General features: G+C 72.7%; 16 protein-coding genes and 1 other RNA gene. 2 read left to right on the top strand and 15 right to left on the bottom strand.

What is annotated here, in order from left to right:
- Nucleotides 1–11 precede the first annotated feature (11 nt).
- The 10 genes from IPJ95_13665 to dnaX all read right to left on the bottom strand — a co-directional run bounded on the left by IPJ95_13665 (nucleotide 12) and on the right by dnaX (nucleotide 10824).
- Entirely contained in the window at nucleotides 12–3512 is a 3501-nt protein-coding gene (locus IPJ95_13665; protein MBK7924652.1) for a response regulator, read from the bottom strand.
- A gap of 32 nt (nucleotides 3513–3544) precedes the next feature.
- Nucleotides 3545–4537 carry an ABC transporter substrate-binding protein gene (locus IPJ95_13670; GenBank protein MBK7924653.1) on the bottom strand — a complete coding sequence of 331 codons (993 nt, stop codon included), beginning with the start codon at nucleotides 4535–4537 and terminating at the stop codon, nucleotides 3545–3547.
- Between the two features lie 115 nt (nucleotides 4538–4652).
- Nucleotides 4653–5915: a competence/damage-inducible protein A gene (locus tag IPJ95_13675; GenBank protein ID MBK7924654.1), complete on the bottom strand. Its 1263-nt coding sequence runs from the start codon at nucleotides 5913–5915 to the stop codon at nucleotides 4653–4655.
- Between the two features lie 11 nt (nucleotides 5916–5926).
- Entirely contained in the window at nucleotides 5927–6625 is a 699-nt protein-coding gene (pgsA, locus tag IPJ95_13680; protein ID MBK7924655.1) for a CDP-diacylglycerol--glycerol-3-phosphate 3-phosphatidyltransferase, read from the bottom strand.
- Nucleotides 6626–6676: 51 nt separating this feature from the next.
- The gene (locus tag IPJ95_13685; protein ID MBK7924656.1) at nucleotides 6677–7354 is read right to left on the bottom strand and encodes a GTPase domain-containing protein; all 678 of its coding nucleotides are present in this window, start codon (nucleotides 7352–7354) and stop codon (nucleotides 6677–6679) included.
- A gap of 17 nt (nucleotides 7355–7371) precedes the next feature.
- On the bottom strand, nucleotides 7372–7863 hold the full coding sequence (locus tag IPJ95_13690; GenBank protein MBK7924657.1) for a roadblock/LC7 domain-containing protein: 492 nt from the start codon (nucleotides 7861–7863) through the stop codon (nucleotides 7372–7374).
- 14 nt (nucleotides 7864–7877) lie between these two features.
- Nucleotides 7878–8144 carry a hypothetical protein gene (locus IPJ95_13695; GenBank protein ID MBK7924658.1) on the bottom strand — a complete coding sequence of 89 codons (267 nt, stop codon included), beginning with the start codon at nucleotides 8142–8144 and terminating at the stop codon, nucleotides 7878–7880.
- Nucleotides 8144–8734, bottom strand: coding sequence for a recombination protein RecR (gene recR, locus IPJ95_13700; GenBank protein ID MBK7924659.1), 591 nt, complete (start codon nucleotides 8732–8734; stop codon nucleotides 8144–8146). Before recR ends, IPJ95_13695 begins: the two co-directional genes overlap by 1 nt.
- 3 nt (nucleotides 8735–8737) lie before the next feature.
- The gene (locus IPJ95_13705) at nucleotides 8738–9046 is read right to left on the bottom strand and encodes a YbaB/EbfC family nucleoid-associated protein (protein MBK7924660.1); all 309 of its coding nucleotides are present in this window, start codon (nucleotides 9044–9046) and stop codon (nucleotides 8738–8740) included.
- Nucleotides 9047–9123: 77 nt separating this feature from the next.
- Nucleotides 9124–10824 (bottom strand): DNA polymerase III subunit gamma/tau, encoded by a 1701-nt coding sequence (dnaX, locus tag IPJ95_13710; GenBank protein ID MBK7924661.1) that lies wholly within the window; start codon nucleotides 10822–10824, stop codon nucleotides 9124–9126.
- Nucleotides 10825–10917: 93 nt separating this feature from the next.
- Here dnaX and ffs point away from each other — a divergent pair.
- Nucleotides 10918–11017, top strand: an RNA gene (ffs, locus tag IPJ95_13715) — signal recognition particle sRNA small type.
- A 68-nt stretch (nucleotides 11018–11085) separates the two neighbouring features.
- Entirely contained in the window at nucleotides 11086–12858 is a 1773-nt protein-coding gene (locus tag IPJ95_13720) for a Na+:solute symporter (protein ID MBK7924662.1), read from the top strand.
- Between the two features lie 80 nt (nucleotides 12859–12938).
- On the opposite strand, the gene IPJ95_13725 is transcribed toward IPJ95_13720, so the two are convergent.
- The 5 genes from IPJ95_13725 to IPJ95_13745 all read right to left on the bottom strand — a co-directional run bounded on the left by IPJ95_13725 (nucleotide 12939) and on the right by IPJ95_13745 (nucleotide 19004).
- Nucleotides 12939–14042, bottom strand: coding sequence for a phosphotransferase (locus IPJ95_13725; GenBank protein ID MBK7924663.1), 1104 nt, complete (start codon nucleotides 14040–14042; stop codon nucleotides 12939–12941).
- Nucleotides 14033–14938 carry an NTP transferase domain-containing protein gene (locus IPJ95_13730; protein MBK7924664.1) on the bottom strand — a complete coding sequence of 302 codons (906 nt, stop codon included), beginning with the start codon at nucleotides 14936–14938 and terminating at the stop codon, nucleotides 14033–14035. The genes IPJ95_13725 and IPJ95_13730 overlap by 10 nt, the downstream gene beginning before the upstream one ends.
- The gene (locus IPJ95_13735) at nucleotides 14935–17604 is read right to left on the bottom strand and encodes a hypothetical protein (protein MBK7924665.1); all 2670 of its coding nucleotides are present in this window, start codon (nucleotides 17602–17604) and stop codon (nucleotides 14935–14937) included. Before IPJ95_13735 ends, IPJ95_13730 begins: the two co-directional genes overlap by 4 nt.
- An 87-nt stretch (nucleotides 17605–17691) precedes the next feature.
- Nucleotides 17692–18588 (bottom strand): YihY/virulence factor BrkB family protein, encoded by an 897-nt coding sequence (locus IPJ95_13740; GenBank protein MBK7924666.1) that lies wholly within the window; start codon nucleotides 18586–18588, stop codon nucleotides 17692–17694.
- A gap of 56 nt (nucleotides 18589–18644) precedes the next feature.
- Nucleotides 18645–19004 (bottom strand): YtxH domain-containing protein, encoded by a 360-nt coding sequence (locus tag IPJ95_13745; protein ID MBK7924667.1) that lies wholly within the window; start codon nucleotides 19002–19004, stop codon nucleotides 18645–18647.

Consider the following 19004-nt stretch of genomic DNA (forward strand, 5'->3'; position numbering starts at 1 on the left):
CTGGCAGGCTGTCAGGGCGCGGGCGCGGGCCCGGAGATCGGCAGCCAGCGCTGCAGGAGGCTGTTCAGGTCCTCGATTCCTACCGGCTTGGTGAGGTAGTCGTCCATGCCGGCCGCGAGGCAGGCCTCCCGGTCACCCTGCATGGCATTCGCGGTCATGGCGATGATGGGCAGGCGGCTGGACTCGATGGTCTCGCGGATCAACCGGGTCGCCGTGAAGCCATCCATCTCTGGCATGAGGCAGTCCATGAGGACGAGGTCGTAGGTGAAATGGCCGACCATCTCCACCGCTTCGATGCCGTTCCCCGCGACATCCACCCGGCAGCCCAGCTTCCGGAGCATCTTGGTGGCCACCTTCTGGTTCACCACGTTGTCCTCGACCAGGAGAATGCGCGGACCCGGGTTGGGCTCGGACGCCGCGGACGCCGCGGGCGGCGCGGCAGTCGGGGGCGCCTGGACCGCGACTTCCACGCTGAGGCAGCGCTCGAGTTCGGCCACCAGGCGAGCCTCCGGCACCGGCTTGCTGACCATCGCCTGGAACAGTTCCGGACGTGCGACCCGCAGCCCGCTCGAGGAGGCCAGCAGCATCCGGGGGGCCGAGGCGCCGAACCCCTCGAGCACCGCCTCCGCGAAGCCCACCCCGTCGGTGCCGGGCATCAGGTGGTCGACGACCACCACATCCACCCGCCGCGCGGCCCCCGCCTCACCCCGGAGCAGCTGCAGGCCTTCCTCCGCCCCCGAGGCCAGCAGCACCTCGGCCCCGACCCGCCGCAGCTGGTTCTGGAACACCTTGCGGGAGAGCGGCAGGTCGTCGACGACCAGGACGCGTCTCCCCACCAGCGGCCGCGGTGCCGGCCCGGACGCCTCCGGCTGGGCCAGGGGCGCCGGCAGCACGAGCGTGAAGCAGCTGCCCTCGCCGGGCGCGCTCTCGACTTCCAGCGATCCTCCCAGCAGCTCCGCGAGGCGGCTCGAAATGGCGAGGCCCAGGCCGGTCCCGCCGTACTTCCGCGTGGTGGCGACCTCCGCCTGCTCGAACGACTGAAAGAGCCGGGCCATGGCCTCGGGTGGGATTCCGATCCCGGTGTCCCGCACCGCAAAGGCGAGCAGGCGACGCGACGGCTCCCGGCGCTCGCTGACCTCGATGGTCACCGAACCCTGCTCGGTGAACTTGAGGGCATTGCCCAGGAGGTTGAGCAGGATCTGCCGCAGGCGGCCGGGGTCGGTCACCAGCCGGGGGTCGAGGTCACCGGGGAACGAGACGGTCACCTCGAGCCCCTTCTCCGCGGCCGGCGGGGCCAGCAGGTCGGCCACCTCCTCCACCGCGCGCCGGGTGTCGGTCGGGACGGCCTCGACCGCCAGCTTGCCGGCCTCGACCTTGGAGAAGTCCAGGATGTCATTGATCACCGCGAGCAGCGCGTCGGCGGACGCCCGGATGGTCTCGGCGAACTCCCGCTGCTCGGCGTCCAGGGGGGTGTCGAGCAGGAGGTTGGTCATGCCCATCACGCCGTTCATGGGCGTCCGGATCTCGTGGCTCATCATGGCCAGGAACTCGGACTTGGCGCGGGTGCCGGCCTCGGCCCGATCACGCGCGTCGGCCAGCTCGCGCATGGACCGATGCAGCGCCTCCTCGGCCTGACGGCGCGCGGTGACGTCGCTGGTGGAACCGGCCATGCGGATGGGCCGGCCCGTAGCGTCGCAGACCGCCTGCCCCCGCCCGCGCAGCCAGCGCCAGGTCCCGTCCGCGTGCCGCGCGCGGTACTCGACGTCGACGGGTGCGCCCGACGCGAGGCCGCGGGTGAAGGCCTCGTGAAAGCGCTCCTGGTCCTCCGGATGAACGTACCGGAGATACTCCTCCGGGGCGCCGCTCAGCTCCTCCGCGGCCACGCCCAGCAGGTCGACATGGCGGGCAGAGTACCACACCCGCTCCTCGACGACATTCCAGTCCCAGATGCCATCGCTGGTGCCCTGCACCGCCAGGGCGAACCGCTCCTCGCCGAGCGCCAGCGCTTCCGCCGCCTGCTTCCGTTCAGAGATGTTGTGGTGCGCCACCACGGCGCCGAGCACCGGATCGCCGAGCGGGGTGACCTGCAGGGAGAACCAGCGCTTGTCGGTGGGGCTGTCGCAGGGGTACTCGAGCTCGAAGCGCGGCAGCCGGCCTGCCAGGACCGCCGAGATGCCCTCGTGCGCCGGGAGGGCCTCCTCGCTCCGCTGGCCGCGGGCCCCGGCGCAGACCTGCAGGTAGTTCGAGCCGACCCCCGCGCTCCGCGGGCAGTCCTCGCCCGCCCCGACACTCATGGCGGCAAATTCACGCCACGCCCGGTTCACGGCGTGGATGGTCCCATCCGGGGCGAGGACGGCCACCTGGGCGTCCATGGAATCGAGGACTCCCCGTTCGAACTCGGCCTGCTGCCGGAGGGCCGCCTCGGCCAGCCGCTCGCGGGTGATGTCGCGCAGTGCGCCCGCGATCCCCTGGGCCCAGTCGAACGGCACCCGGGTCGGTGCAAGGGTCAGCTCGACCCAGCATGCCCCGTCGTCCTGGGTCGGGAGGCGACAGGTGAAGACGCGCTGCGGCCCGGCAACGGCCCGGTGGGCCACCAGGGCCTCGGCCACGCGGTCCCGATCGTCCGGGTGCACCAGGTCCGGCAGGGGCCGCCCGAGCATCTGCGTGGCCGGCAGCCCGGTGAGCCGCGCCCAGGCGGAGCTCACCAGCGTGAGGCGCCCCGCCGCGTCGGCGGCAAAGATGATTTCCCCGGTCCGCTCGAGCGTGTGCCGCAGGGTCTCCTCCGAGGCCGCCAGGCGCATCATCGCGTCATGCAGGCGGCGCCCGAGCGTCCCGACCTCATCCTCGGGGAGCGCCTGGACGACGGCGCCCAGCCCCGCGGCATCCTCCGAGGCTACCGCCTGCCCGACACGGTATAGCGGGCGGCGCACCAGCCGGTCCACGGCGAGCGCCGTGACGAGCAGGATGCCGAGCGCCGCCCCCAGGCTGAGGAGTGTGATCCGGGTGGTGGTGAGGGTCGCCGACTGCAGCAGCGCCTGCCGGCTCAGCCGGACCGAGACCCCGGCGTACTCCAGGGGGTGCCCGAGACCGACCTTGCCCGGCCGCAGGAAGCGCAGGGCGAAGGTCAGCTCGGCGGCGTCGGGGGAGGCCTCCACCAGTTCGCGCTCGCCGATCGCGGTATCCGCCAGCAGGCGCGGCAGCGCTTCGGCGGCGGTACTATCGAGGCGGCGCCCGAACCAGTCACCCCGGGTGGAGGCCACCACCCGGGGTGGCGTGCCCATCGCCACGGCGATGCGAGTGACTCCCGGCTCGGCCCCGAGCGCGGAGACGAAGCGTGCCAGGTCGGTCGGATCGGAGAGGGTCTCGGCCGCGAGGGCGACGGCGTGCGCCAGCGCGATGCCGCGGCCGCGCGCCGCGCGCTCCACCTCCCGGTCGACCAGCGCGTGGTTGATGGCCGCGGCCAGCCCCGCGAGCAGGCCACCGGCCAGCGCGATCGGGAGTGACACCTTCAACGCAAGCGTCCGCGGGCGAGGAATCGACCAGATCATGGCGCCGACCACCGGGGCGGACTCCCGAGCACCGCGGCCGTGGCCTCGGGGGCCAGCACCCGGTCGAGCGACTGCGGCCCCCGCAGTTCCCCGACCGACACCAGGATCTGGTGGGTGCGGGACAGGACCTCGGCGGCCTTGCCATCGGCACCCAGGAAGCGCTCCTGCTCCGCCAGCGCGACCAGGCGCATGCCCTGGTCGAGCGCCGCCCGAAAGGCCTGTGGCGAGATCCGCTCCCTCGCGGCCATGCGGGCGTCGGCTTCGACGGGATGCGCGAGGGCATACTGCCGCGCCCGCTCGAACCCCCTGAGCAGCGCCGTGACGGCCGCCCCCTCCGCGGCGAGGAAGGCGCTGTCGATCGCGGCGATGCCGAGGATCTCGCCCGGGAGGTCACGGCTGGAGAACAGGGTCCGGGTGCCGGGCAGCGCGGCGATATCCAGCGAGGCCGGCGGGTAGGTGACCACCGCGTCGACCGCCCCGCGGCGGAAGGCGGCCGGCATCTGCGGGAGATCCACCGGGACGAGCTCGATGTCGGCCAGGGCCAGTCCGGCCCCCTCGAGCGCGCGCGCCAGCAGGTACAGGTTGAGGGTTCCCGGCTCGATCCCGACCCGGCGCCCCCGGAGCGACCGGAGGTCCGGGATGCCTGGCCGCGCCAGCACCACGTCGGCCCCGTCGGAGTAGTCGCTGACCAGGATCAGGCGCGGGCGCCGGGAGGAAAGCTCCCGGGCCTTGAGCAACTCGATGGTGCTGCCCGTGAACGCGTCGAGCTGTCCACGCTCGAAGGCCCGGCGCGTGTCCGACAGCGAGCTGAGCTCCACGACCCGAACCCGGACCAGCGTGGTGTCGTACAGCCCGAGTTCCTGCGCGAGGAAGAAGTGCTCGTACCCCGGCCACGGGTTGATGCCGATGCGGAGTTCCGGAGGCGACGCCCCCCCGCAGGCCGGGAGGCCAGGCGCGAGACAGCAGAGCAACAGATGGAGTCGGCGCATCCTCGGGTCCTGGTCGGGCCAGCTCCACGGCTCCCGCGGCACGCAGGCGACCGGGGGAAGCGTGGGGGTCCCTTGCAGTATCGGCCCGGGCTGTCAGGGGATGAGCGGGAGAAGCCTACACAGTGGGACCGGCCTGCCCGTCCTGGCCGGTGAGTTCCTGCAGCAGCCGGAAGAGCGCCATCTGCCCGGCCCGGGCGCGGACATCCTCGCGATCACCCGGGAACTGGTGGCGGGTGGCCCGGACCCCGGCCCGGGTGGCCAGGCCCAGGTACACGAGCCCGACCGGCTTCTCGGGAGTGCCCCCGCCCGGGCCAGCGATCCCCGTCACTGAGATGGCCAGGTCGGCGCCGAGACGGCCCAGCGCCGTGCTGGCCATGGCCTCCGCCACCTCGGCGCTCACCGCCCCCGCGCGGGCCAGGAGCTCCTCCGGGACCCCGAGCAGGTCCACCTTGAGCCGGTTGTCGTAGGCCACCACGCCACCACGATACACCTCCGAGCTGCCGGGAATCGCCGTCAGCCGGGCGCCGATGCCGCCGCCGGTGCAGGACTCGGCCGTCCCGAGGTGCAGCCCCCGCTCGCGGGCCGCCTGAAGCACCAGGGCCGCCAGGTCCTGGTCCTCCTCCCCGTAGGCCCACCCCGCGGCCCCCTCCCGCAGCAGGGCCATGCCGGCGGCCAGGGCCGCGTCGGCGGCGTCGGGGGCGAGGTTCCACGCCGTCAGCCGAAGGTCGACACCCGCGACGCCGGGCAGGTAGGCGAGCGAGAGTGGCGCCAGCCGGTGCTCGACCTGGTCGAGCCGCTCCGCCAGGCTCGACTCCGGGATCCCGGAGGTGCGCAGGGTCCGGGACCGGACCACCCGGCCGCCGGCCCGCGGGGCCAGGCGGGGCAGCACCTCGTGGTGCAGGAGGCCCCGCATCTCGGCGGGGACGCCGGGCAGCAGGATCGCGAGTCCGGGCGGGCCTTCGAGCCAGAGCCCGGGCGCGGTCCCCCAACGGTTGGGGAGGATCACGGCGCCCTCGGGGACCTCCGCCTGGCAGCGGTTGCGCTCCGCCGGTACCCGCCCCGCCCGGGCAAAGCGCGCCACCAGGGCCTCCCAGACCTCGGTCCGGAAGGTGAGCGGCATGCCGAAGAGCTCCGCGATGAGCTTCTTGGTAATGTCGTCGGCGGTGGGCCCGAGCCCCCCGGTGGTGAGCACCGCGCCGGTGCGGGCCAGGGCCTGGCTCGCGGCCTCACGGATGGCGGCGGGGTCATCGGTGACGGAGGTGCGCCGCACCACGGGGATGCCGGCGGCGGCCAAGGCCCGGCCCAGCTCGGCGCCGTTGGTGTCCACCGTCTGGCCGAGCAGCAGCTCGGTGCCGATGGTGAGGAGTTCGATGGCCACGCGGCCGCGGCTCAGTGATTGGTCTTGAAAAGGGCGCGGTACCGGTACATGTACACCGCGAAGGAGTACACCGTGAGCGCGGTCGCCAGCGCCAGCGTGAGGGCCACCACGCCGCCGTGGAACTGGTTCCAGTACTCGGCCAGGCGGTTGTGCTCCCAGCCCATCGGCTTCCGCGCGTCGCGGAAGGTGAACCAGAGGAAGGTGGCCCCGATGTAGATGTTCTGGATCGTCGCCTTGAGCTTGCCGGCGCCCGCGGCGGGGATCACGATGCCGCGGCGCTGGGCCCAGAACCGGAAGCCGGTCATGGCCAGCTCGCGACCGATCAGCAGCACACAGACCCACAGCGGGATGCTGCCCCACACCGGGATGTCGTAGAGGCTGTGGCGGGTGCGGGAGATCCAGTAGATCGGGATGATCGTGGCGAACAGGAGCAGCTTGTCGGCGAGCGGGTCGAGCAGCTTGCCCAGGTCGGTGACCAGGTTGCGGGACCGGGCGAGGTAGCCGTCGACCACGTCGGTCACGGCCGCGAAGAGGAAGATCAGGAAGCAGACCAGCTTGGGCCAGTAGCCGTCGATGAACGGCAGGAGCGCGATGACCGGGGTGAGGAGGATCCGGACCAGGGTGAGGAGGTTGGGCAGGTTCCAGGTCTCGGCCGCAGGGCGGACGGGCTGTCCCGGACCGCTGGCGTCGCGCCCGGAGGCACCGGTCATACCAGCTCCTTCACCATGCGGCGCACGCGGGCCCGGGCCGGCCGGGGGCCGCTAGGATCCCAGGCTCTTGAGGACCAGCTTGCTGACCGCCTTGAGGGTGTCGAAGACCCCGTCGCCGGTCATGGCCACCGCCTCGAAGTACGGCGCCCGCTCCACCCACTGGCCATCGAGCTGCTCCAGCAGGAATTCGCCCTCGTGGTACGGGTCGGGGGCGGCCTTCTGCTTGGCGGGATCGTCCACCGGCCAGCCGGGATTGAGCGCCGACTGCAGCTCGCGGATGGTGGCGGCGTTGGGCAGGTCGCGCTTGTTGTACTGCACCACGAAGGGGATGCTGGTGAGGTTGTAGCCGTGCTGCGCCATGTTGTCGTACAGGTTCTGCATGGACTCGATGTTGGCTTCCATGCGCTCGATCTGGCTGTCGGCCACGAACACCACGCCGTCGACGCCCTTGAGGATCAGCTTGCGGGAGGCGTTGTAGTACACCTGCCCCGGCACGGTATAGAGGTGGAACCGGGTCTTGAAGCCCCGGATGGTGCCGAGGTCCACCGGGAGGAAGTCGAAGAAGAGCGTCCGCTCCGTCTCGGTGGCGAGCGAGATGAGCTTGCCCCGGCTGTTGGGGGCGACCTTGTTGTAGACGAACTCGAGATTCGTCGTCTTCCCGCCGAGACCCGGTCCGTAGTAGACCAGCTTGCAGTTGATCTCGCGCGAGGCGTAGTTGATCATCGACATGGGATCGTCACTCCGCCTCAGGCCCCGAACAGCTTATCGAGCTCATCTTCCGCCTCGCCCAGGAAGCCCGTCTCGACCGTTGGCTGGCCGGACGCGCCCCGCGTGAACATCTCTTCGAAGACCTGCCGCAGTTCCAGGACCGTCGCCCGCACCCGGAGCTTGACCAGCCCCAGCGTGGTGCGGTTGTCGAACAGGACCACCAGGATCACCCGCCGCGCGATATCGGCGAGGTACATCGACTCCTTCTCCCCCTGGTGGAACAGGCTGCCGAACTCGGGCTCGCCGATCATCCGCGCCAGCTGGTCGTTGGCGGAGAAGTCCGCCGCCGTCAGCGACGCGAACGCCGTGGGGTCGAAGCTCGGCTCCTCGCCCACGACCGCCACCATCTGGCCGGTCCGGTCCACGATCATCCCGGTCCGCGCGTTGGACTCGCGCAGGAAGCCGGTGAGAATCGCGTGGATCCGGGTGGAATCCTCCTCCCGGAATGACCAGCTGGAGGCACCTGACATCGCTTCCCCTTCCGTTAGCCCAGCGCCGCTTCCATCTGGCGCACCAGCGCGCGCGCCCGACGCAGCAGCATCGGGTGACGCTCCCACTCGAGGTAGTCCCGGAGCAGCCGCACGTTCTCGACGGTGACCGCCCCGCCGAGCCCCGAGAGCGCCGCAAGGCGCTGCAGGGGCCGCGGGCTGAACAGGTCGGTCCGGTGCCGGGCCCGGTGCTGCCCCGCCAGCCACCACCCCACGGCCGCCCCCGCCGCCAGGCCGAACAACACCGCGCCACGCCGCGCCATCAGCGGAGCTCCTGCCGCGCGGTGAGCGCGTGCGCCAGCGTGACGCCGTCGACGTACTCGAGGTCGCCGCCCACCGGGAGGCCCCGCGCCAGCCGGCTCACCTTCACCGCCGCGCCGGCCAGCAGCTGCTGCACGTAGGTGGCGGTGACCTCACCCTCCATGGAGGGATTGGTGGCGAGGATGACCTCACGCACCCCACCGGCCCGGACCCGCGCCACCAGCTGGTCCAGCCGGAGCGCCTCGGGACCGATCCCGCCGAGCGGATCGAGCCGGCCGCCCAGCACGTGGTAGCTGCCGCGATACTCCCCGGCGCGCTCGAGGCTGGTCACCGCCGCCGGCTCCTCCACTACACAGATCAGGCCGGCGTCCCGCCGCGCGTCGAGGCAGATGTCGCAGCGCTCGCCCTCCGCGACGTTGCCGCAGACGGTACAGGGCCGCACCCGCTCCGCCACCGAGACCAGCGCCTGAGCCAGCCGGGTCAGCCGTTCGCCCGGCTGCTGTACCAGGTGGTGCGCCAGCCGCTGGGCAGTCTTGCGACCCACGCCGGGGAGCCGGGCGAACTCCGTCACCAGGTCGTCCAGGGCGCCCACGGCCTACGACGGGAGGGGAAAGGGGAACGGGGCCGCGCGCCGCATCTCCGCCTGCAGCGCCTCGGCGGCCCGTCGCTGGGCCTCGGCCACCGCCCCCGCGATCAGGTCCGACAGCAATTCGGCATCGCGCCCGGCGAACGCCTCGGGATCGATCCACAACGCGCGGAGCGCACCCTTGCCATCGACCGTGACCCGCACCAGGCCGGCTCCGGCCTGCGCGTCGTAGGTCGTCTCCGCCAGGTTCCGCTGGAGCTCCTGGAGACGCCCCTGCATCTGCTGGCCGAGCTGCATGAACTGCTGCCAATCCGCCATGGGAGGAGTATCGCTAAGTCCCTGCAAAGTCTGAGGAAAGTAGAGGTACCGGGGGGCCAAGGCAAGCAATCCGGGCCCTATTCCAGCACCTCGAGATCGAGGCTCTCCGCCGCCGCTTCCAGCGCCGGGTCCCGGCCCTTGAGCACCCGGAGGCGCTCGGCCCGGGATTCCGACTCGCTCAGCCGGCGGGCCCTCGGGGTACTCCCGGGACCGGGGCCGCCGGCCGTGATCCCCAGGTGGACGGGGGCGCCGAGGGCCTCGCTGAGCAGCGCCTGCACCGCGTCTCGCTGCCGTTCCAGGCCCTCGACGTGGATCGGGTTGCCGTCGGGGACGGTAAGGGTGACCATGGGCGCCTCCGCGGCCGCGGGGCGGGCCGAGGCCATGGCCTCCCCGAGGAAGCGCCCCTGGGCCCGCGCCACCGCCACCAGGTCGGGCCAGGACCGGACCAGGCCCTCCAGCGTGAACTCCGCCCGCACCATCGCCGGCGCAGCCGGAGCCGGGGCGACGGGCGCGGGGGCCGGCACGGACGGCGCGGCGGCTTCCGGTGCGCCCCGGCGGGGGGGAGCCGCTGGCGCCGGCACGGCCGCCGCCCTGGTCTCCGGAGGCCTGGGGGGCCCGGCGGGACCCGGATCGGGCCTGCCGGCGCCCGCCAGGACCGCTTCCAGATCCACGGTCCGGTCCAGGAGCGCCCAGCGGAGCAGGAGCGTCTCGACCGCGAGCCGCGGGCTGGCGCTCCGGCGGATCCCCGCCTCGGCATCGCCCAGGAGCTTGAGCATCCGGACCAGGTCCCCGACCGCGAGCTGGCCCCGGAGCCCTTCCAGGGTCTGGAGCAGCGCCTCGGTGAGCCCATCGGGGCGCGCCCCGAGTTCGAGCATGAGCAGGGACCGCAGCGCATCCCCCGCCCCGCCCATGAACTCGATCAGGTCGGCGCCGGCGTCTTCCAGGCGGTCCAGCAGGGCGAAGACCCCGGCGGGCTGCCGCGCCACCAGCAGGCCGAGGAGGTCGCCGTAGGCGTCGTCGGCCACCAGCCCGAGGATCTCGCGCACCCGGAGGGCGGTGACCCGCCCTTCGCCGAAGGAGAGGCACTGGTCGAGCACGGAGAGGGCGTCGCGCATGCCGCCATCGGCCTGGCGGGCAATGAGTGTCAGGGCGTCGTCGTCGGCCTCGATGTACTCCGCCTCGAGGACCCCGCGCAGGCGGTCGCGGATGGCGCCGGCGCCGATGCGGCGGAAGTCGAATCGCTGCAGCCGCGACAGCACGGGGGCGGCGCTCTGGGCAATCTTCTGCGGCTCGGTGGTGGCAAAGACGAACACCACCCCCGGGGGCGGCTCCTCGAGGATCTTGAGCAGCGCGTTCCAGGCCTCCCGGGTGAGCATGTGGGCCTCGTCCACGATGTACACCTTGTGGTGGCCCTCCTTGCTCGCCGCGTACATCGCCCGCTCCCGGAGCTCCCGGGCATCGTCCACGCCGCGGTTGCTGGCGGCGTCGATCTCGACCACGTCGAGGTTGGCCACGCCGGTCCAGATCCGCTGGCAGCTGTCGCACGCGCCGCAGGGCTCGCCGGCGGGATCCACCTGGCCCTTCCGCTCGCAGTTGAGCGCCATGGCCAGGATGCGGGCGGCGGTGGTCTTGCCCACGCCCCGGGGGCCGGTGAGCAGGTAGCCATGGCCCACCCGGTTCTTGACCACGGCGCCCCGCAGCACCTGCGCGACGTGGTCCTGGACCAGGAGGTCGCTGAAGCGGCGGGGGCGGTACTTGCGGGCGAGCGCGAGAGCCATGGCGGGGAAGGTAGTCGGCCCGGCGGCGGATCGGCTAGACGGCTCGGCGGCGCGGGGGTACACGGGCCGCCGCCCGCGGGTTACATTCCCGGTGCCCCAGGTCCGAAGGGCGCTGGCGCGCGAACCGCGTCAGGACCTCGCCGGTAGCAGCGCTAAGCGATGTCCAGTGTCGCTTCGGGGTGCCTGGGGCACTTTCATTTCTACTCGTCGCCTTCCTTCCGCCATCCGCCGGCACGCCCTCCGCCCCCCCCGGAGCCGTCCATGACGCTCACGCCGCTCGACTGGGCCATCGTCGTCCTGTCGATCGTGGTCTCCTTCATCCCGGCCCTGGTGCTGGCCCGGCGGGCCGGCCAGAGCACGGCCGAGTTCTTCACCTCGGGCCGCGCGGCACCGTGGTGGCTGATCGGCGTGTCGATGGTGGCCACCACCTTCAGCACCGACACGCCCAACCTGGTGACCAACCTGGTGCGGGAGAAGGGCGTGGCGAACAACTGGGCGTGGTGGTCGTTCCTGCTCACCGGGATGGCCACCGTCTTCTTCTATGCCCGGCTGTGGCGCCGCAGCGGCGTGCTCACCGACCTCGAGTTCTACGAGATCCGCTACTCCGGCCGGCCCGCCACCCTGCTCCGCGGCTTCCGGGCCATCTACCTGGGCCTGTTCTTCAACTGCGTGATCATGGCCACGGTGAACCTGGCCGCGGCCAAGATCGCCAACGTGGTGCTGGGCTGGCCGATGGTGCAGACGCTCCTCATCTGCGCGGTCCTCAACATCCTCTTTGCCGCCACGTCGGGGCTGTGGGGGGTGCTGGTGACCGACTTCATCCAGTTCGGCATCGCGATGACCGGCGCGATCGCGCTCGCGGTGTTCTCGCTGCGCCAGCCGGAGGTCGGCGGCCTCGCGGGGCTCATCGCCCGGACCGACCCGGCCACGCTCAACCTGGTCCCCGACTTCGGCGACTGGAGCCTCACCCTCTCGGTCCTGGTGATCCCGCTGGCGGTGCAGTGGTGGTCGGTCTGGTACCCCGGCGCGGAACCGGGCGGCGGGAGCTACATCGCCCAGCGGATGCTCGCCGCCAAGAGCGAGCGCGATGCCCTCGCCGGCACGCTCTTCTTCAACGTGGCGCACTACGCCGTCCGCAGCTGGCCGTGGATCATCGTCGCGCTCTGCTCGATGCTCGTCTTCCCCACCCTCGACGACATCGCCCGGACCTTCCCCTACGTGGACCCGCGGCTGATCGGGCACGACATGGCGTACCCCGCCATGCTCAAGTTCCTGCCCCCTGGGTTCATGGGGGTGATGATCGCCGGCATGCTGGCGGCGTACGTCTCCACGATCTCCACCCACCTCAACTGGGGCACCAGCTACCTGGTGCATGACCTCTACCGCCGCTTCTACCGCCCCGGCCGGACCGAGGCCCACTACGTGATGGTGGGCCGGATCGCCACGGCGCTGCTGATGGTGGTCGCGGCCGGCTTCACGATGGTGCTGGACACGGCCCGGCAGGCGTTCGACCTGCTGCTCTCGGTCGGCGCCGGGACGGGGCTGCTGTACCTGCTGCGCTGGTTCTGGTGGCGGGTGAACGCCTGGAGCGAGATCGCCGCGATGGTCGCGAGCTTCGTGGCGACCGTCGGCTTCACCCTGGCCCCGCGCGCCGGCCTTGCCATCCCCTCGCACGTGGCGCTGCTCGCCACGGTGGGCATCACCACCGTGGCCTGGGTGGCCACGACGCTCCTGACCGCCCCCACGGCGCGCGCCCAGCTGGTCACGTTCTACCGCCTGGTGCGGCCGGCGGGGCCGGGCTGGGCCTCGGTCCGGGCCGAGGCGGGCGTGGGGCCGGCCGACGACAGCCTCCCCCTCGCGCTGCTCGGCTGGGCCACGGGGATCGCCTTCGTCTATGCCGCGCTCTTCGGCACGGGCAGCTTCCTGTATGGCCGGACCAGCCAGGCCCTGGTCTGGCTCGTGGTCTTCGTGGTCAGCGGCGTCGGGTTGCTGCGCCTGGTGCCGCGCATCTGGGGCAGCAGCACGTCCGGCTGACCCGGGACCGCCCGATGCGCCACGGGGGCAGCGGAGCGCCGGTCGCGCTCCCCTGCCCCCGTCCCCTCTCCCGCCCGCGGCTACCCGCCGAACACGGCGGCGACGATCCGCTCCAGCTCCCGCCGCCCCTGCCCGAGGGCCGCTGCCAGGCGGAACTGCACCCGGGCCCGGTCGAGGTTCTGTCCCGGCCGATCGATCCGGTAGTAGCGATCGCCGGCGAGGTGGTCGGCCAGGAACCGGAGCCCCTGCTCGAAGGTGATGACCAGCCCCGCCGCGACGAAGAGCCCACGCTCCGCGGGCGCCAGCCCGACCGGGGCCAGGCCCGCCGCGAACCCCTCCACCAGTGCGGTGAACTGCGCCACGTCCACCGCCACCGGCGCCTCCGCGGCGGCGTCTTCCGCGGCGTGGGTGGCACCCGAGCGGATCAGGTCGCCGACGTCGTGCAGCAGCGTGCCCATCATCACGGTGTCGAGGTCGATGACCGCGACCGGTTCGCCGGTGGCGGCGTCGAGCAGCACGTTCCCGGCCTTGGCATCGTTGTGCACCACGCGGCACGGGAGGTCCGCCGCCGCGAGCAGTCCCACCCAGACGCGGTGCGTCTCCACGAACGCGAGTTCCGCCGCCACGCCCGCCAGGCGGTCCGGGACCGCGCCGGCCACCGCCCGATCGAATGCGGCCAGGCGGGCGGGGGTGTCGTGGAACCCCGGCAGCGTCTCGACGAGCGGAGGCCCGGGAAAGTCGGCCAGCATCGCGTGGAAGCGGCCGAAGGCGCGCCCCACCGCGAAGGCCTCCGCCGGGGTCCCGACCCGCTCGATGGCCCGCACCCCGTCGAGCCAGGGGAAGACCCGCCACCAGGCCCCGTCGGCATCGCGGCAGCCGGGCACGCCGTCGTCCGCGTGGAGCGGCTCGGGCACGCGCCACCCCGCTCCACCCACGGGGTCCGCGCGCACCGCGGCCGCGAGGTGGGCCGCCACTCGCGCCGCGTTGGTGATGACCGGGGCACCGTCGGGGAAGACGTGCGGATTGAGGCGCTGCAGCAGAAAGCGCCCGGGGCCGCCGGGCCCCGCGCCGGTCACGAGGTAGGAGTCGTTGATGTGGCCGCCCCCCTGGAGGGCAGGCGGCGCGTCGGGGTGGACCCGGAAGCGCGCGAGCAGCGCGGCGAGGCGGCCCGGACTCAGGGCCACAGCGCGGCGGGATAGTCGCCGCGGTCCACCGCTGCGGCCAGCTGGCGCTGGACCCACTCGCGGTCGGCGGCGTAGGTCACGCCGCACCAGCGGCTGGTGGTGGGCAGCACCCGGACGCGCGCCTGGCCGCGGTCGAGGCCCTCCTGCACCGCGTCGGGGAGGTAGCTCTCCCCGCTCGTGCCGGGGCCGGCCTCGAGGAACCGAAGGAACGCCGCCTCGAGCAGCGGGAAGATGGCGCCGGTGAAGGCCCAGAGGTTCATCGAGACCGGGGTGTCCTTCGCCACCTGGACATGGCCCCCCGGTCCGATGCCGCTGAAGTCGCCACCCGGGCCGGCCACCAGGTCCCGCGTCTCGGTGATGCCCTGCAGCAGCCCCTCCGGGGACACCCGCAGCACCGCGCGGTTCACGCCGCCCGCGGGGCTCGCCGTCTGGTCGAGCCGGTATCCGACGACGGCGTGGTCGGGCGCGTCCGGCGGCGTGGCGGCGAGGAAGCGGGCCGCGGCGGCGATGGCGTCGCGGCCATAGCAGTCGTCGGCGTTGAGCACGGCGAAGCTCCCCTCGACGGCCTCCCGGGCCGCGAGCACCGCCTGGGTGGTGCCCCACGGCCGGGTGCGGCCCGCCGGCACCGTGAACGGCGGGGGCAGCGCTTCCGCCCGCTGGAACGCCACCCGCACCGGGAGCCGCCCGCGATAGCGGGACCCGACCTGCTGCTCGAAGGCCTCCGCCATCTCGGGCCGGATCACGAACACCACCGCCCCGAAGCCGGCGCGCCAGCCATCAAAGACGGCGTAGTCCATGAGGGTGGCGCCGCCCGGGCCCAGGGGATCGAGCTGCTTGAGCCCCCCGTAGCGGCTGCCCAGCCCGGCGGCGAGCAGGACGAGCGCGGGGGCGGTCACCGCCCCGGGGCCATCAGCACCGCGTTGGTGAGGAGCTTGGCGGGACCGCGCCAGAACCCGCGGTACACCGGATTGCTGGCGAAGAGCACCACCTGGCCCTGACCCGAGGATTCCACCGCCGCGTAGACGCTGTTGCGGAGGTGCTTCTCGGTGTTCGCCGGCCAGCTCCAGCCGGAGAGCAGCAGGTCGGCCCCCGTGAAGGCCACGGGGTTCGCGCCCTTCTCCGAGGGCTTGAGCAGCGCGCTCGTCTCCAGGAACACCGGCAGCTGGTCGCGATCGTAGCCGAAGGTGAGCCAGTGGGTGCGGTCGAGCGTCGCGCGGAAGATGCTGCCCGGGATGAACTCGGGCCGATTGCCGCCGGCCGCCGTGGGCGACACCAGTGGCGGGCCGATGGGCTCGCCCCCGGTGACGGTGGTGTCCTTGGCGGCGGCGCTGTCGCCGGTGACGGTGGCCACGGTCGTCAGCGCCACCTCCTTGCGGCCCACCAGCTCCACCGCGTCGCCGACGGCGATGACGGCCCCGCCCTCCTCGACCCAGCGCCGCAGCCGGGTGGCCCCGCCCTCCCCGAGCTCCCGGTACATCCGGCCGGCGGAACCGTCGGGGATGATCAGCGCATTGTACGGCGCCAGGTCCATCCAGCCCAGGGTGGCCAGGTTCACCAGCGTGACGGGGATGCCGAGCTCCCGCTCGAAATAGAACCACAGGGCCCCGAACGCCGTCTGGTCCACCCCCTCACCCGCCGCCAGGAGGATGCGGGGTGCGTGGAGCGCTTCCACCGTCTCGCTCCCCACCCCGTACTGTCCCGAGTCCGGGAACGCCGACTGGGCAGCGGTCACCGGGACCCCGAGCTCCACCGCGAGCGCCGTGATCCGCGCATGCACGGTCTCGGCGTTGCGCTGCACCCGCACCACGAACGTCCCGACCGGGAAGCCGGTACCGTTGGCGGTGAGGGTACGGGTGGCCACGCCGACCTTGGCGCCCTCGCGCAGGAGTCGCATGGCCAGGCGGGCGCCGGCCTCGCTCTCGTTGCCGAACAGGTACGCCGACCGCGCCCGGGGCGGCGCCGCCGCCACCAGCGGTGGCGCGGCGGTGAGCCGCTCGGCCGTGACCCGGGTGGTATCGTCGGTCCACCAGGCGTCGAGGCCGAGGGTGAAGGGGAGCGACCAGCCGGTAACGTCGTAGAACTCGTAGCCCTCGCGGTCGCTCTCCTCGCCGCGACGCTGGTTGCGCTGATAGTGGCCCAGCTGCTGGCGCACGAAGCCGGAATCGAAGGCGGCCCGGGGCTCGAGCATGGTGGTGGCCAGGCGGGCCTCGGGCTGGTTGAAGTCCACCACGTAGGTCCCCGCGGGGAAGGTCCGCCGCGCGGCTGCGCCGCCGTAGTAGGAGGTGGCGCGCAGGGTGGTCCACGGCTGGGTGAGGCGTACGACTTCGATCTCCTCCCCGGTGAGCCGCCGGACCAGCCACGCCAGCCGCACCGGGTCGGCGCCCGAGAAGAGCACCCGGCGCATCGGCCGGCGCTGCGCCTCGGCCATGCCGGTGGCGTGGAACTCATGGAAATCGCGCAGTCGCTCGGCGCGGGTCTCGGCGGCGTACCCGAGCGTGGCGAGCGAGGCCACATAGTGGTGCGCGATCGCCATCTCGAACGTCACCCAGGTACCGTCGTCCTTCCGCTTCTTGAGCTCGGGGCCGCCATCGGTCTCGTAGGTCATCCCGACCCCACCCCGCATCGTGGGCCACATGTCGATGTAGCCGGGATAGAAGAAGTCGAACACGTCGCGGACGTAGTACTGCCAGCTGAAGCCGTCGAACGCCTGGCCATTGCGGCGACCGAAGCGCTCGAACCAGCCGTAGGTGCGCGCGGGCAGGTTCTGGTTCTGGGCCTGGGCCACCGGCGGGAAGAAGTACTGCGAGGTGGTGCTGTGCAGGTCGGCCACCACCTGCGGCCGCCAGCGGACGTAGACCGAGGCGAGGGCCTTCGACTCGGCCTGCGACTGGGCGAGCAGGTCCCGGTTCATGTCGAAGCGATAGTGGTTGAACCGGCCCCAGATGGCCCAGGGCTCGGTCTGCTCCACGGCGGCGGGGTCGTCGGTGCCCGTGGCCACCGAGTTGGACCAGGCCGCGAACCGCTCGTGCCCGTCGGGGTTCTGCGACGGGTTGATGAGCACCACCACGTTGCGGAGGATCTCGAGGGTGGCCGGCTCGTCCGAGGCCAGCAGCTGGTAGGCGGTCTGCATCGACGCCTCGAAGCCCGCCGGCTCGTTGCCGTGCACCGAATGCGTGAGCAGGACCGTCACCGGGGTCCGCTCGGCCAGGGCCCGGGCCTCCGCCGCCGTGGTGCGCCGCGGGTCGGCCAGCCGGGCCAGGTTGTCCCGGATCTCGTCGAGCCGTGCCAGGTTCTCCGGCGCCGAGATGATCAGCAGCCGCATCACCTTCCCTTCCACGGTCCGCCCGATCACCTCGCTCCGCACCCGGTCCGGCGCGGCAGCCATCATCCGGTCGAAGGCCTGCTGCTGCTGGTGGTACATCGTGTGCTGGGCGCCGGCGGGATAGCCGTTGAGGGCGTCGGGGCGCGGCACGGTGGCGCGGTACGGCCCACGGGCGTAGAAGTCGAACTCCTGGGCCGAGAGCAGCGTCGGCAGCAGCAGCAGGGCGGTCAGCAGTCGCATGAGGATGGCGGGAGGGCTGGAGGTGAAGCTGCGTTGGTGGGCCGGCCCCTGCCGGTCCGCCCGAGAGTATAGCCCGCGCGGGCGCCGTCAGCCACCACCGGCCACGACGGGCCGGGCATGGCTGGCGCGCTGGCGGCCCAGCAGGTCAAAGGTCTCCGCGACCACGGCGCCCAGCAGGAACACCACGCCGGTGTAATAGAGCCAGAGGATGAAGAGGATCACCGCGCCGAGGTTGGCGTCGGCGGAGAAGCGGTCGGCCACCGCCAGGTTGTGCAGGTACCAGCCGTAGAACCGCTTGGCCACCTCGAACAGCAGCGCCGTGAACAGCGACCCGGCCAGCGCCGCGCGCCGCGGCAGGCGGCGGGGCGAGGCGTGCCGGTAGACCACGTAGAAGAGCGCGGCGGAGAAGACGAACGCCACCACCTCACTGACGCTCCGGCCGATGGACCCGACCAGGAGGCCGAGCCCCGGCCAGCGGGCGATCAGGTCCTGCCCACGGGTGTTGAGCACCCGGAGCCCGGTGGTGAGCGTCGCGTTCCCCACCAGCAGCGCCAGGGTGAAGAGCACCATCACGGCATCGCGCAGCTTGCCCGCGAGGAAGCCCAGCACGAAGTGCTGGCCCGTCGGCCGGCGCGGCACATCGTAGACGAGGGTGAGCGCGGTGCGGACCGAGGCAAAGAGGCGGGTGGCGAACCAGAGGAAGAGCGGCACCGCGTACAGCGAGATGGTCAGGCGGGCCCGGGTGAAGCCGAGCAGGAACTGCTCCACCGCCGCAAACGGCCCCGTGCCCCCCGCGCTCGCCGCCGGCGGCACCACGCGCTGGAACAGCTGGTGGAGATCCTGCGCGCTGGAGCGGGGCGAGAGGTGGGCCACGTGGGTGAGCGCCACCAGCAGGAGCAGCAGCAGCGGGATCGCCGCGAGCAGCGCGTCGAAGGTCAGCGCGCTCGCGAGGAACAGGATGTTGTGGCGGTCCGCCTGGTGCACCGTCCGCCGGAGGAACGCCCCGGCACCGCGGAGGCGGGCGACAACCTCACCCGCGGTCAGGCGACCGGCTCCTCGTCCTCGTCGGCCGGTTCGGGCGCGCGGCGCCGGGCGCGGGCCTCCGCCAGCCGGCGCTCCAGCTCGCTGCGCACCTCGTCACGCCGCTCCGTCGCGGTCGGCGCCGGCGACGGACGCGCCCACTCGTCGCTCACCTTCTCCGAGAGCTCGCCGATCTTCTCCTCGGCCAGCGCCCGCGCCTTGCGCAACCGCCGCTTGAGCGCCCGCCGCGTCTCCGCCCCGCTCTGCGGCGCAAAGAGCAGTCCCGCCGCGAGGCCCAGCAGCGCCCCGAAGAGGATCGGCTTGAGCGACCCGCCGTCCCGCTCCACGTACACCACGTCCCGCTCGTCATCCCGGCTCAT

Source organism: Gemmatimonadota bacterium, assembly GCA_016713785.1.
Lineage (GTDB): Bacteria > Gemmatimonadota > Gemmatimonadetes > Gemmatimonadales > GWC2-71-9 > JADJOM01.

Coding starts and splice junctions, on each gene's coding strand:
- IPJ95_13670 (MBK7924653.1), bottom strand. CDS start 4,537: ATGCGCCGACTCCATCTGTTGCTCTGCTGTCTCGCGCCTGGCCTCCCG.
- pgsA (MBK7924655.1), bottom strand. CDS start 6,625: ATGACCGGTGCCTCCGGGCGCGACGCCAGCGGTCCGGGACAGCCCGTC.
- IPJ95_13685 (MBK7924656.1), bottom strand. CDS start 7,354: ATGTCGATGATCAACTACGCCTCGCGCGAGATCAACTGCAAGCTGGTC.
- IPJ95_13690 (MBK7924657.1), bottom strand. CDS start 7,863: ATGTCAGGTGCCTCCAGCTGGTCATTCCGGGAGGAGGATTCCACCCGG.
- IPJ95_13695 (MBK7924658.1), bottom strand. CDS start 8,144: ATGGCGCGGCGTGGCGCGGTGTTGTTCGGCCTGGCGGCGGGGGCGGCC.
- IPJ95_13705 (MBK7924660.1), bottom strand. CDS start 9,046: ATGGCGGATTGGCAGCAGTTCATGCAGCTCGGCCAGCAGATGCAGGGG.
- dnaX (MBK7924661.1), bottom strand. CDS start 10,824: ATGGCTCTCGCGCTCGCCCGCAAGTACCGCCCCCGCCGCTTCAGCGAC.
- IPJ95_13720 (MBK7924662.1), top strand. CDS start 11,086: ATGACGCTCACGCCGCTCGACTGGGCCATCGTCGTCCTGTCGATCGTG.
- IPJ95_13735 (MBK7924665.1), bottom strand. CDS start 17,604: ATGCGACTGCTGACCGCCCTGCTGCTGCTGCCGACGCTGCTCTCGGCC.
- IPJ95_13745 (MBK7924667.1), bottom strand. CDS start 19,004: ATGAGCCGGGATGACGAGCGGGACGTGGTGTACGTGGAGCGGGACGGC.